Below are 12,606 nucleotides of genomic sequence, written 5' to 3' on the forward strand. Positions count from 1 at the left end.
ATCGACGAGGCGACCCGTGTTCGCTGAGCTGGCCCCCATCGCCGCGGCGCAGCGCGGGCTCTATCCGGCACTGCCGGGGCCCGAGCTGCGCGCGGCGGCCCGCGACGCCATCGGCGTGCTCGACCTCGCGGCGGACGACGTCCGCGTCGAGCGCACCTGGAACTGGGGCGACCTGTACGGCGAGGAGCTGTCCTGGTCGGTGGGCTTCGGCCCGCGCACGCGGGCGTACCTGCTGCGCCCGGCGAAGGCCGAAGGCCCGCTGCCGGGGGTGGTGGCGTTGCACTGCCACGCCGGCATGAAGTGGGCCGGCAAGGACAAGATCGCCGACGGCCCCGAGGAACCGGCCCCCGAGGTACGCCGCCTGCGCGACGAGCTCTACGGCGGCCGTGCCTTCGCCAACGAGCTGGCCAGGCGCGGCTTCGCGGTGCTGGCCCACGACGTGTTCGTGTGGGGCAGCCGCCGCTTCCCGCTGGAACTCCCCGAGGCGGACGGGCTGAGCGAGGCCGACCGCTACGACCTGGCCGCCCGCGACCACGAGCACGTCGTGGCCAAGCACTGCGCCGCGCTCGGCACCTCGTTCACCGGCGTCGTCGCGGGCGAGGACCTCGCGGCGGCGGCCTACCTGCGCTCGCGCCCCGACGTGACCGAGGTCGGCTGCGCCGGCCTGTCGGGCGGCGGGCTGCGGGCCGCGCTGCTCGGCGCGTTCGACCCGGAGATGCGCGCGGTCGTGGTCGCCGCGATGGCCTCCTCCTTCCGCGACATGCTCGGCGGGCACGTTGAGAAGCACACCTGGATGTTGTGGCCGCCGGGACTGCCGCGCCTCGGCGACTACCCCGACCTGGTGGCCGCTCGCGCGCCCGCGCCGCTCATGGTCCAGTACGCCATGCGCGACCGCCTCTTCCCCGAGCAGGGCATCAGGCGGGCGCACGCCATCATCGCCGAGCGCTACCGCGCCGCGCCCGGCGCGTACGAGGCCGTCTTCGCCGACGTGCCGCACAGCTTCGACGTGCCCATGCAGGAGCGGGCCTTCGACTGGCTGGCCGACAACCTCGCTAGTTCCCCTGCTTCCACGTCGCGATGAGCTTGTCGTAGTCCACGGTCTCCGGCTTGCCCCGCTCGTCGGCCAGCTTCGGCGCGGGCGCGCCCGGCTGGTCGAACCAGTACTGGGCCGGCTGCTCAGGGTTCAGCTTGGGCGCGCACTGGCCGCCGTAGCCCTCCCGCTCGCGCGAGAGCCGCTCAAGCCGGGCCATGATGTCGTCCTGCTGCTTGGCCAGGTTGTCCATCGACTGCTGCGGCGTGGTCTCGCCGGTCACCGCCGTTGCCACGTTCTGCCACCACAGCTGCGCCAGCTTCGGGTAGTCGGGGACGTTCGTGCCGGTCGGCGTCCACTGCACGCGGGCCGGTGAGCCGTAGAACTCGATCAGGCCGCCGTACTTGTCGGCGTTGTCGGCGAAGTAGTCGCTCTTGATGTCCGACTCGCGGATGAACGTCAGCCCGACGATCGACTTCTTCAGCGAGACCGTCTTCGAGGTGACGAACTGTGCGTACAGCCAGGCCGCGGCGCGGCGGTCCTGCGGGGTGCTCTTCAGCAGCGTCCAGGAGCCGGCGTCCTGGTAGCCCAGCTTGTGCCCGTCCTTCCAGTACGCCCCGTGCGGGCTCGGCGCGATGCGCCACTTCGGCGTGCCGTCCTCGTTGACCACCGGCAGGCCGGGCTTGGTCATGTCAGCGGTGAACGAGGTGTACCAGAAGATCTGCTGGGCGACGTTGCCCTGGGCCGGCACCGGGCCCGCCTCGCTGAAGTTCATCCCGGCCGCCTCGCGCGGCGCGTACTTCTTCAGCCAGTCCACGTATTTGGTGAGCGCGTAGACGGCGGCCGGGCCGTTGGTGTCGCCACCCCGGGTGACCGAGGAGCCGACCGGGCGGCAGTTCTCCACCCGGATGCCCCAGTCGTCCACCGGCAGGCCGTTGGGGATGCCGGGGTCGCCGTTGCCCGCCATCGACAGCCACGCGTCGGTGAAGCGCCAGCCCAGCGACGGGTCCTTGCGGCCGTAGTCCATGTGACCGTAGACCTTCTGGCCGTCGATCGTGCCGTTGCCGTCGACCTTGGTGGTGAAGAACTCGGCGATGTCCTCGTAGGCCGCCCAGTTGACCGGGACGCCCAGGTCGTAGCCGTAGGCGTCCTTGAACTGCTTCTTGATCGCCGGGTCGGTGAACCAGTCGTAGCGGAACCAGTAGAGGTTGGCGAACTGCTGGTCGGGCAGCTGGTAGATCTTCTTGTCCGGGCCGGTCGTGAAGCTGATGCCGATGAAGTCGTCGAGGTCGAGCGTGGGGGAGGTGACGGTCCTGCCCTCGCCGGCCATGTAGTCCGACAGCGGCACCACGTAGTCGCCGCGCGAGTGGGTGCCGATCAGGTCGGAGTCGTTGACGTAGGCGTCGTAGATGTTCTGGTCACCCTGGATCTGGGTCTGCAGCTTCTCGACGACGTCGCCTTCCTGGATCAGGTCGTGCTTGATGCGGATGCCGGTGATCTCGGTGAACGCCTTCGCGAGCCGGCGCGACTCGTACTCGTGGGTGGTGATCGTCTCGGAGACCACGTTGATCTGCATCCCCCGGTACGGCGCCGCGGCCTTGATGAACCAGTCCATCTCCGCGAGCTGCTGCTCCTTGCTCAGCGTGCTGGGGGTGAACTCCTGCGACACCCACCGCTCGGCCGCCGCCTTACCGCCGGCCTCCGTGTAGTCGGAGGCCGGCCGCTCGGCGCCCTGCGTGCAGCCGGCCGCCATCACCACCATCGCGGTGAGACCTGCGACCGCCGACCTGCCTGCCCGATGCCTCATCGTTCGGCTCCTTCTCTGTCATCCCCATATGCCGATCACGACCGCCACCAGCACCGCGCAGCCGAGCGCGAGCCACATGGACAGGTCGGTGATCGCGATCCAGCCGGCCAGCACGACGGCGGCGCTGATCAGGCCGATGTAGAGCCGGTCACCGCGATCGGTCTCGATGCGCAGGAACCCCCGCCTCGCGACGGGCGGCGAGATGCGCGCCCACACCGCCATGACGACCAGCAGCAGGGCCAGTCCGGCGAAGACCAGGGCGGTCGGGACGGTCCAGACCATCCACTCGAGCATCTAGACCCTCCCCAGCGCGAAGCCCTTGGCGATGTAGTTGCGCACGAACCAGATGACGACCGCACCCGGCACGATCGTGAGCACGCCGGCCGCAGCCAGCAGCGCCCAGTCCACGCCGGCCGCGCTCACCGTGCGGGTCATCGTCGCCGCGATGGGCTTGGCGTCGACCGAGGTGATCGTCCGCGCGATCAGCAGCTCGACCCAGCTGAACATGAAGCAGAAGAACAGCGTGACGCCGATCGCCGAGCGGATCATCGGCAGGAAGATCCTGATGAAGAAACGCGGCAGCGAATAACCGTCGACGGCCGCGGTCTCGTCTATTTCCCGTGGAATTCCGGACATGAATCCCTCCAGGATCCACACCGCCAGCGGGACGTTGAACAGCATGTGCGCGATGGCCACGCCGAGATGCGTGTCGAACAGGCCGACGCTCTGGTAGATCTGGAAGAACGGCAGCAGGAAAACCGCCGGCGGCGCCATGCGATTGGTCAGCAGCCAGAAGAACAGATGCTTGTCGCCGGCGAAGCGGAACCGCGAGAACGCGTACGCCGCGGGCAGCGCCACCAGCAGCGACAGCACCGCGTTCAGCGAGGTGTAAATGATCGAGTTGAGGTAGCTCGAATACCACGCCGGGTCGCCGAAGAAGGCGGCGTAATTGTCGAACGTCACCCGCTGCGGAATGAGCGAGAAACTGCCGAGGATGTCCTCGTTGGGCCTGATCGACATGCCGAACATCCACAGCAGCGGCAGCATGAGCGTGGCCACGTACAACCAGAAGACCGTGCGCGCCCAGGGGAGCCGCCGGCCGGTGGTCCGCGCCATCCACCTCACCTCCCCGACCTGGTGAGCACGGTGAAGAAGACGTAACAGAAGACCTGCACGATGAGGAAATAGAGCAGCGAGAACGCGCCCGCTGGCCCCAGGTCGAACTGGCCGACCGCGATCTTCGACAGCAGGATGCTGAGGAACGACGTCGCGTTGCCCGGCCCGCCGCCCGTCACCACGAACGGCTCGGTGTAGATCATGAAGCTGTCCATGAACCTGAGCAGGACCGCGATCGTCAGCACCCCGCGCAGCCGGGGGAGCTGGATGTGCCGGAACGTGGCCCACGCCGAGGCCGCGTCGATCTGCGCGGCCTGGAAGTACGGCTCGGGGATCGAGCGCAGCCCCGCGTACGCCAGCAGCGCCACCAGCGGCGTCCAGTGCCACACGTCCATGACCAGCACCGTGATCCAGGCGTCGGTCGAGTCGAGCGTGTAGTTGAAGTTGACGCCGAGCACGTTGTTGACCGTCCAGCCGCCCAGCCCGATGTCGCCGCGGGCGAAGATCTGCCAGATCGTGCCCACCACGTTCCACGGGATGAGCAGCGGCAGCGCGACCAGCACCAGCGCCACCGACACGCCGACGCCCCTGCGCGGCATCACCACGGCCAGCGCCACGCCGAGCGGGATCTCCAGCAGCAGCACCTGCGCCGAGAACAGCAGCGTGCGCAGCAGCGCCCCGCGCACCTCCGGGTCACGCGCGATCGACCGGAACCACTCCAGGCCGACGAACACCCGGTCGTGCGGGCCGAAGACGTCCTGCACCGAGAAGTTGACCACGGTCATCAGCGGGATCACCGCCGTGAACGCCACCGACACCACCACCGGCAGCACCAGCCACCAGGCCCGGTTGTCGCGGCGCTTGGGGGTGACGCGCGGCTCGTCCGCCACCTCCGTCCCGACCGCCGCCTGCTCGCTCACGCCAGGCCCCTCTCATGCAGGGGTGCGAGCGAGCCGCACCTGACCTGGTCCCTGAACAGGAACGTGCGTTCGGCGGGGAAGTGCAGGCGGACGCCGTCGTCCGGCCGGTAGGGCGCGCCCGCCTCGGTCTTGACGATCACGCGGTGCTCGCCGGCCACCGTGTGGACCAGGTCGTACGCGCCCATCCTGTCCACCCCGGTCACCCTGGCCGGCACGCCTGGCGACGTCTCAGGCCCGCCGATCTCCACGAACTCCGGCCGCACCCCGATCCTCACCGGCCCGGGCGGCAGGCCGTCGTCCGCCGCGCCCACGTCGCCGCCGGCCACGCGGACCACGCCGCCGGCGATCTCGGCCGGCACCACGTTCATGCCGGGCGACCCGATGAAGTGCCCGACGAACTCGTGCGCCGGCGACAGGAACAGCTCCGCCGGCTCTCCGGCCTGGACGATCTCGCCGCCGTTGACCACCACCACCTCGTCGGCGAACGTCAGCGCCTCGGTCTGGTCGTGGGTGACGTAGATGAGCGTGTGGCCGGTGTCGCGGTGGATCTCCTTCAGCTTGCTGCGCAGCGTCCACTTCATCGCCGGGTCCACCACCGTCAGCGGCTCGTCCAGCAGCACCGCGGCCACCTGGGAGCGGACGAGGCCCCTGCCCAGGCTGACGATCTGCTGGCGGCCCGGGTCGAGCCGGCGCGACCTGCGGCCCAGCACCTGGTCGAGACCGAGCAACTGCGAGACCTGCCGGACCCGCCGGTCCACCTCCTGCTTCGGCACCTTGCGGTTGCGCAGCGGGAAGGCCAGGTTGTCGTAGACCGACATCTCCTCGTACAGGACGGGGAACTGGAAGACCTGCGCGATGTCGCGGCCCGCCGTCGGCACGCCGGTGACGTCGCGGTCGTCGAAGTAGACGCGGCCCACCGTGGGGGTGATGAGGCCGGAGATGATGTTCAGCAGCGTCGTCTTGCCGCAGCCGCTGGGGCCGAGCAGCGCGTACGCCCGCGCGTCGCGCCACGTCCACGTCATCGGCTTCAGCGCCCAGGTCTGCCCGCCGTCGTAGCTGTGGCCCACGCCGTCGAGCCGGATGTCAGCCATGCCGGCCCACCTCCGCCGTGCTCGTGCCGACCAGCCGGCCGTCCTTGTCGAAGACGAGGACGTGGGCCGGATCGATGTAGGCGCGCGTGGTCTCGCCGGGCGTGAACCGCTGGGTGCCCGGCAGGTGGGCGACCAGGTGGCGGCCGCCCTGGAGGAGCAGGTGCAGGAACGTCGCGCTGCCCGTCACCTCGGCGAGCCTGATCTCGGCGGGCAGCTCCAGCGCGCCGGGCCGGCCCCGGCCGATCGTCACCTGGTGGGGGCGTACGCCGAGCACGACCTCCTGCTCGCCGGCGGCGCCGAGCACCTCGACCCGGCCGTCCCTGACGACGCCGGGCAGCACGTTGAGCGGGGGATCGCTGAGCGTGGCGGCCACGGCCAGCGTGGGCGGGCGGGCGTACATGTCGGCGACGTCGCCGACGTGCCGCACCCTGCCCTCGCCGAGCACCACGGTCGGCGCGGCGAACGTCAGCGCCTCGGCCGGGTCGGCGGTGGCGTAGAGCACGACGCCCGGCGAGCCGGCGAACATGCTCTTCAGGTCGGCGCGCAGCTGCTCGCGCAGCTTGAAGTCGAGGTTGGCCAGCGGCTCGTCGAGCAGCAGCAGATCGACGGGGCGGGCCAGGGCGCGGGCGATGGCGGTGCGCTGCTGCTGGCCGCCCGACAGCTCGGCGGGCCGGCGCCGCAGCAGGCTCTCGATGCCCATCAGCTCGGCCACCTCGCGCACCCGGCGGTCCACGCCGTCGCGCCGGAAGCGGGGGTCGAGGCGGAGCGGTGAGGCGATGTTCTCGTAGACGGTGAGCGACGGATAATTGATGAATTGCTGGTAGACGAAGGCCACCGAACGTTTGCGCACCGACATTCGTGTGACGTCTTTGCCGTCGACCAGCACGCGGCCCGCGTCGGGGGTCAGCAAACCGGCGGCGACCCGCATCGACGTCGTCTTTCCCGCCGTCATCGGGCCGATCAGGGTGGTCATTCCAGGGGATAATTCGAGGTTGACGTCGGCCAGCCAGACTTCGCCGCGCGAACGCACGGAGACGCCGTCGAGAATCACCGTCACGGTGCCCGGTCCTCTCTGCTTCCCTCCCTTCTAACATGATCTGAATGGGCCTGCAAAGGTTGCTGTCGTGGTCTGTGAGGCTGGTGTTACTGGGGTTTTCTGTTCATTGTCAAGGTCCATGAAATGGTGAACGGGAAGTTCTATCGCGGTGGCGATTTCTGCGCTGGTCATGTCGGCGGCGGTGGAAATTTCAGGACGTGTGGGCCATAGGGGCGCGGAGGGTCGGCCTTCGTGTTGTCAACACGTGTTGGCCTACGGGTGTTGACGCTCCCTGAGCGGCGGCGTAGCGTCTACAGGTGTTGGCCAACAGATGTTGGCTTCGTTCCGAGGAGGAGACATGAATGCCACGGAAGTGATCGTCGTCGGCGCCGGCCCCGTCGGGCTCACCGCCGCTCTGGTCCTCACCCAGCGCGGTCACCGCGTCGACATCGTGGACGGGCAGGCCGAGGGTGCGAACACCTCGCGCGCCGCCGTCGTGCACTCGCGCACGCTGGAGCTGCTGGAGCCGTACGGGGTGACCGGCGACCTGCTCACGCGGGGGGTGCCGACACCGCGCTTCACCGTCCGCGACCGGGACCGGGTGCTGGTGCCGGTGCCCTTCGACGGGCTCCCGACGCGGTACCCGTACACACTGATGATCTCCCAAGCCGACACCGAGGCGTACCTGCTGGCCCGGTTCGAGGAGCTGGGCGGGCGGGTGCTGCGGCCGGCCCGCGTCACCGCCGTCACCCAGGACGCCGCCGGCGTCACCGCCACCCTCGACGACGGGCGCACGCTGCGCGCCTCCTACCTGGTCGGCGCCGACGGGATGCACAGCACCGTCCGCGAGCAGGCCGGGATCGGCTTCGCCGGCGGCACGTACGCCGAGTCGTTCGTCCTCGCCGACGTGCGGCTGCACGGCGGGGTGCCCAAGGGCGAGGTCATCCTCTACTTCTCGCCCGACGGCCTGGTCGTCGTCGCGCCGCTGCCCGACGGCATGTACCGGATCGTCGCCACCGTGGACGAGGCGCCGCGCGAGCCCGGCGTCGCGTTCGTGCAGCGGCTGCTCGACACGCGCGGGCCGGAGTCCGAGCCCGCCGTCGTCGAGGAAGTCGTCTGGGGCTCCCGCTTCCGCGTCCACCACCGCATCGCCGACACCTACCGCGACCGCCGCGTCCTGCTCGCCGGCGACGCGGCCCACGTGCACTCACCGGCCGGCGGGCAGGGCATGAACCTGGGCATCGAAGACGCCGTCCAGGTGGGCGAGGCGCTCTCAGAGGTCCTGAACGGCGCCCCGGACGAACGGCTCGACGCCTACGCGGCGGCCAGGCGCCCGGTCGCGGAGAAGGTGGTCGCCCTGGCCTCCCGCCTCACCCGGCTGGCCACCGCCCGCGCCGCCGCCCGCCCCCTGCGCAACGCCGTCCTCGCCCTGGCCGGCCACCTCCCGGCGGTCCGCCGCCGCCTCGCCCGGCAACTGTCGGGCCTCGACCGCCGCTGACCCCGCCATCGTCGAGCCGGTCAAGGTCCTGCCCGGCTACGCCACCTGGGACATCGCAGGAGAGGCCGGACTGGTTCTGTTCGACAGAAGCCCGTCAGGGAAGGATCGAGTCCACGTAGCCGCCGTCCACCCGCACGGCCGCCCCCGTCGTGGCCGAGGCGAAGGGCGAGCTGAGATAGACGACCAGGTTCGCGATCTCCTCGGGCTCGATCAGGCGCTGGAGCAGCGACTGCGGCCGGTGCAGCCGCATGAACTCGCGCTGCGCCTCCTCCCACGGCAGGTCGCGGTCCACGAGCTGGTAGACGAAGTCCTCGACGCCGCCGGTGTGGGTCGGCCCCGCGATCACCGAGTTGATCGTGACCCCGCTGCCCGCCGCCTCCTTGGCGAAGCCCCGGGAGACGGCCAGCAGCGCCGTCTTCGACATGCCGTAGTGGATCATCTCGGCCGGGATGACGACGGCGGAGTCGCTCGCGATGTACTGGATGCGGCCCCAGCCCCGCTCCTTCATGCCGGGCAGGTACGCCCGGGTCAGCCGGACCGCGGCCAGCACGTTCACCTCGAAATAGCGCCGCCACTCGTCGTCCTCGATCTCCAGCGGCGGCTTGGCGCCGAAGATGCCGAGGTTGTTGACCAGGATGTCGACGTGCGGCAGCATCCGCAGCACCTGCTCGCAGCCCTCGTCGGTCGAGACGTCGCCCGGCGCGGCCACCAGGTCGTAGCGCAGGTGCTCGCCGGCTTCGCGCCCGGCGTCGATGCGCTCGTTGTCCATCCGTTCGATGGCCGCCGCCACCGAGCCCTCGCCGCGGCCGTTGATCCCCACGCGGGCGCCGGCCCGCGCGAGCCCGGTGGCGATGGCCGCCCCGATGCCCTGGGTCGAACCGGTCACGAGAGCGGTCTTGCCTGTGAGATCGATGCGCACTGTGGTGTACCCCCTTGCCGGCCATTCTCCGTGATCGCCGGTGATCGCCCGCATGCGGGGGTGGTGCGTAGTCTGGAGGGTGCGCGTGGAAGGGGTGTGGGTGCACCGGATCCTGTGGCTGGTGGTGGCGGCCGCCTTCGTGGCCGGCCTGGTCGTGCCTGACGCACCGGCGCAGAAGGACGACGAGTGCCCGCCGCGCGACCTGCGGGTGGCCGCGCCCTACGCGGTGACCGGCTATTGGGTGATGCCGCGCGCCGACCCGTGCGTCACCCGGCGGATGGTCGAGGCGATCCACGCCATCGGGGGCGACACGCTGATCACGTTCGGGCCCAGGTTCGCGGCCGGGCCGCCCGGTCCCGACTTCGCCGCCTGCCGGGTGGACGGGCGGCCGTGCGCCGAGGTGCCCGGGGTGCGGCGCGTCTACACGTACGTCACCAGCGAGGAGTTCGGCGAAGGGCTGCTGCGCTGCCCCGGCCTCGACCGGCGCGTGGAGAGCGACGGGCGGATCTTCTACCGGCTGACGCTGGCCGGCTCGTGCGCCGCTCCCGCCCATGACCTGGTGCTGGTCGCCACCGACGGTGACGGGCTCGGCAACCTGATGCGGGAGGCGGCCGCGTACGGGATGACCGTCTTCCCCGGGCTGCCCGCCGCTCCGCAGCGCGCGGGCAAGCCGTGGGAGCCGGACCTCGCCCACACCGCCGCGCTCAACGCGTTCACCGCGCGGGTGCTCGCCGACTACCGGGGGCGGTTCGGGGCCGCGTTCGGCGGGGTGTACCAGTCGTTCGAGCTGGCCGCGCGGGCGCGGTCCGAGCGCGATCCGATCATCGCCCTGTACGCCGCCCAGCACGCCGTCGTCGCCGACGCGCTGCCGGGCAAGAAGATCGTCGTCAGCCCGTACATCGACGCGCGGCGCGGGCGCGGGTTCCCGCCGTCGCAGGTGCCTGAGGGTATCGCGGACATCGCGGGCACCCGGCACGGGCTGCCCATGGCGATCGCCGTCCAGGACGGGCGGGGCACGGGCAAGGTGCCGGTGCACGGCCCGCACGAGACCGACGCGGCCGTGGCCGCGCGGCTGGTGCCCGTCGTGGGGGCGGTACGCAACGGGCAGGCGTATCACGGGTCCACCACCGACTACGTCGAGGCGGCGGCCCGCGAGGTGCCCGACGGGGTCGAGCTGTGGGTGAACGTGGAAGGCTTCGAGCCCACGCCCGTCGCGGGGGAGTGCGGCCGGGTGGACCCGCTGCCGCTGCGCGGGCGTACCACGAAGGCCCGGCTCGACCAGCAGGTCATGGCCGCCGGGCGGCACCCCGCCAAGATCATCTCGTACGGCTGGGATCCGTTCTTCACCTGCCAGGCCCGCCACGACACGCCTTCGCTGGCCGACGACATCGCGGCCGGGTGGCAGCAGCCGATCATCGTGGCGGCGTACCGGAAGGCCGTGAACGGGCGGCCCGGCGTGCAGGTGGAGGGCTACAACCTGCGGGGCGGCACGCTGACCTTCGGTGAGACGCCGGTGAAGCAGGAGTGGTACGCCCGCTCCCGCCTGGAGACGGCCTGGGCGCCCTACGAGCCCACGTCACCCTGGACCGCGATCACCGCTACGAACGCGGCCGGCCACACCAGCACCACCCCCTACGTGATGCCCTGAGGAGCCCCGGGTTTTGTCGGTGGGGCCCGCTAGTTTTCGATCATCCCCCGAACGATGGAGGTTGGTCGATGTACCGACAGGGCGACATCCTGCTCGTGCCCGTCCCAGAGGCGTCCGCGCCCGCCAAGATGCGTCCCGAGCCGCGTGACGCGCGCGGGCGGCTGGTGCTGGCCTACGGCGAGGCGACCGGGCACGCGCACGCCATCCCCGGTCCTGGCACGCTGTCCCACGGGTTCCTGCACCTGCCCGACGGCGGGCGGCTCGAGCACGAGGAGCACGCGGCGATCTCGCTGCCCAAGGGCTGGTACCGCGTGATCAGGCAGCGCGAATACGTGCCCGGCTCCTACCGGGTGGTGGCCGACTGATGGCCACGCTGACATGGGAGCAGGTCGCGCTCGCCACCGGGCCGGGCGAGGGGGCCGAGGCGGCGGTGCGTCAGGCCTACAGGGCGGCGGGGCTGGCCGAGCCCGAGCTGGTCCTGGTGCTGCCGTCTCCGGCGACGGGCGCGGTCACGGCGGCCTGGCTGGCAGGCGGCCCGCAGGCTCGCGCGGCGCTCGCCGCGGCGGGGCTGGGGCCGTCGAGCCGGGCCGGTGCTCAGCCCGGCACCGTGGCGGGGCTGGGGCCGGAGAGTCCTGCGGGGGCCTTTCCGATCCCGGACCTGCCCGCCCTGCTGCCCGACGGCCCCGGACGTTCGGTGCGCGACGACCTCCGCACCCAGCCGTGGGCGCGCGCCAGAGCGGCGGTCTACGCCGAGCGCGGCCCGGCCGGCTGGGCAGCCCTCTGGGCCGACACGGGCGGCCGCCTCTGGCCGCAGGCCGAACGCCTGATCAACGACATTCGCCGGGCGATCGGCGAGCTGAGCGGGCATGGCGAGCAGGACGGCGCGGCCCAGGGCCAGGGCGGGCGGGAGCTTGGGGCGGTGTTGCGCGAGGTGACGCTCGACGCCGTGTTCGGGCAGCACGACGCGCCCTGGCTGTCGGCCTTCGACGGGCACGACGGGCTCGACGGGCTGAAGCGGGTGGCCGAGCAGGCGGGATGGTGGTGGCCGTACGAACGGGTGGCCGTCGTCACCGAGCGTCCCGTGGAGCTGCACCTCGACGACCTCGGACGGCTGCACCGCGCCGAGGGCCCGGCCCTGGCGTACGCCGACGGGTTCGCCCTGCACGCCTGGCACGGCATGCCGGTGCCGGCCGGCTTCGGCGCCGCGATGACCGCGCTCACCCCCGAGCGCATCCGCGCCGAACCCAACGCCGAGCTGCGCCGCGCCATGCTGGAGCACTTCGGCCCCGAACGCTACCTCGCCGAGTCCGGCGCCGAGCCGCTCCACTCCGACGAGACGGGCGTGCTGTGGCGGGTCGAGCTGGAGGGCGACGAGCCGCTGACCATGGTCGAGGTGGTCAACTCCACCCCCGAGCCCGACGGCACCCGCCGCACCTACTTCCTCCGCGTCCCGCCGTGGACCGAGCGGGCCCGGCAGGGCGTCGCCTGGACCTTCGGCGTCGCCGAGGGCGACTACCACCCCGAGCGAGAGACCTGACCAT

General features: G+C 71.4%; 12 protein-coding genes. 5 read left to right on the forward strand and 7 right to left on the reverse strand.

All coding sequences use genetic code 11. The features are described from left to right. Positions 1 to 16: 16 nt before the first annotated feature. The gene (locus AB0K12_RS03945; protein ID WP_364555331.1) at positions 17 to 1,081 is read left to right on the forward strand and encodes a hypothetical protein; all 1,065 of its coding nucleotides are present in this window, start codon (positions 17 to 19) and stop codon (positions 1,079 to 1,081) included. On the opposite strand, the gene AB0K12_RS03950 is transcribed toward AB0K12_RS03945, so the two are convergent. The 6 genes from AB0K12_RS03950 to AB0K12_RS03975 are packed head-to-tail and all read right to left on the reverse strand — an operon-like array spanning position 1,053 to position 7,021. Continuing rightward, positions 1,053 to 2,837, reverse strand: coding sequence for an ABC transporter substrate-binding protein (locus tag AB0K12_RS03950; RefSeq protein WP_364555332.1), 1,785 nt, complete (start codon positions 2,835 to 2,837; stop codon positions 1,053 to 1,055). The two genes, AB0K12_RS03945 and AB0K12_RS03950, sit on opposite strands and share 29 nt — an antisense overlap. Before the next feature lie 18 nt (positions 2,838 to 2,855). After that, complete coding sequence (locus AB0K12_RS03955) at positions 2,856 to 3,131, reverse strand: DUF2160 family membrane protein (protein WP_345397202.1); 276 nt, start codon at positions 3,129 to 3,131, stop codon at positions 2,856 to 2,858. Then, a complete protein-coding gene (locus AB0K12_RS03960) occupies positions 3,132 to 3,953 on the reverse strand; it encodes a carbohydrate ABC transporter permease (protein WP_345397205.1) in 822 nt (273 codons plus the stop codon). It lies immediately after the preceding gene. A gap of 5 nt (positions 3,954 to 3,958) precedes the next feature. Continuing rightward, positions 3,959 to 4,873: a sugar ABC transporter permease gene (locus AB0K12_RS03965; protein ID WP_364555334.1), complete on the reverse strand. Its 915-nt coding sequence runs from the start codon at positions 4,871 to 4,873 to the stop codon at positions 3,959 to 3,961. Continuing rightward, the gene (locus AB0K12_RS03970; RefSeq protein ID WP_364555336.1) at positions 4,870 to 5,964 is read right to left on the reverse strand and encodes an ABC transporter ATP-binding protein; all 1,095 of its coding nucleotides are present in this window, start codon (positions 5,962 to 5,964) and stop codon (positions 4,870 to 4,872) included. Before AB0K12_RS03970 ends, AB0K12_RS03965 begins: the two co-directional genes overlap by 4 nt. Next, a complete protein-coding gene (locus AB0K12_RS03975; RefSeq protein ID WP_364555338.1) occupies positions 5,957 to 7,021 on the reverse strand; it encodes an ABC transporter ATP-binding protein in 1,065 nt (354 codons plus the stop codon). The genes AB0K12_RS03970 and AB0K12_RS03975 overlap by 8 nt, the downstream gene beginning before the upstream one ends. Before the next feature lie 337 nt (positions 7,022 to 7,358). Between AB0K12_RS03975 and AB0K12_RS03980 the strand changes: the two genes are divergently transcribed. Then, positions 7,359 to 8,498 carry an FAD-dependent monooxygenase gene (locus AB0K12_RS03980; protein ID WP_364555339.1) on the forward strand — a complete coding sequence of 380 codons (1,140 nt, stop codon included), beginning with the start codon at positions 7,359 to 7,361 and terminating at the stop codon, positions 8,496 to 8,498. 94 nt (positions 8,499 to 8,592) lie between these two features. On the opposite strand, the gene AB0K12_RS03985 is transcribed toward AB0K12_RS03980, so the two are convergent. After that, the gene (locus tag AB0K12_RS03985) at positions 8,593 to 9,417 is read right to left on the reverse strand and encodes an SDR family oxidoreductase (RefSeq protein WP_364555341.1); all 825 of its coding nucleotides are present in this window, start codon (positions 9,415 to 9,417) and stop codon (positions 8,593 to 8,595) included. An 85-nt stretch (positions 9,418 to 9,502) separates the two neighbouring features. Between AB0K12_RS03985 and AB0K12_RS03990 the strand changes: the two genes are divergently transcribed. The 3 genes from AB0K12_RS03990 to AB0K12_RS04000 all read left to right on the forward strand — a co-directional run bounded on the left by AB0K12_RS03990 (position 9,503) and on the right by AB0K12_RS04000 (position 12,602). After that, positions 9,503 to 11,065 carry a hypothetical protein gene (locus tag AB0K12_RS03990; RefSeq protein WP_364555343.1) on the forward strand — a complete coding sequence of 521 codons (1,563 nt, stop codon included), beginning with the start codon at positions 9,503 to 9,505 and terminating at the stop codon, positions 11,063 to 11,065. A 68-nt stretch (positions 11,066 to 11,133) separates the two neighbouring features. Further along, entirely contained in the window at positions 11,134 to 11,430 is a 297-nt protein-coding gene (locus AB0K12_RS03995) for a hypothetical protein (protein ID WP_364555345.1), read from the forward strand. After that, a complete protein-coding gene (locus AB0K12_RS04000) occupies positions 11,430 to 12,602 on the forward strand; it encodes a DUF6745 domain-containing protein (RefSeq protein ID WP_364555347.1) in 1,173 nt (390 codons plus the stop codon). The genes AB0K12_RS03995 and AB0K12_RS04000 overlap by 1 nt, the downstream gene beginning before the upstream one ends. Positions 12,603 to 12,606 lie beyond the last annotated feature (4 nt).

Origin of the sequence: Nonomuraea sp. NPDC049419, assembly GCF_040676995.1 — a bacterium.
Taxonomy (GTDB): domain Bacteria; phylum Actinomycetota; class Actinomycetes; order Streptosporangiales; family Streptosporangiaceae; genus Nonomuraea; species Nonomuraea salmonea.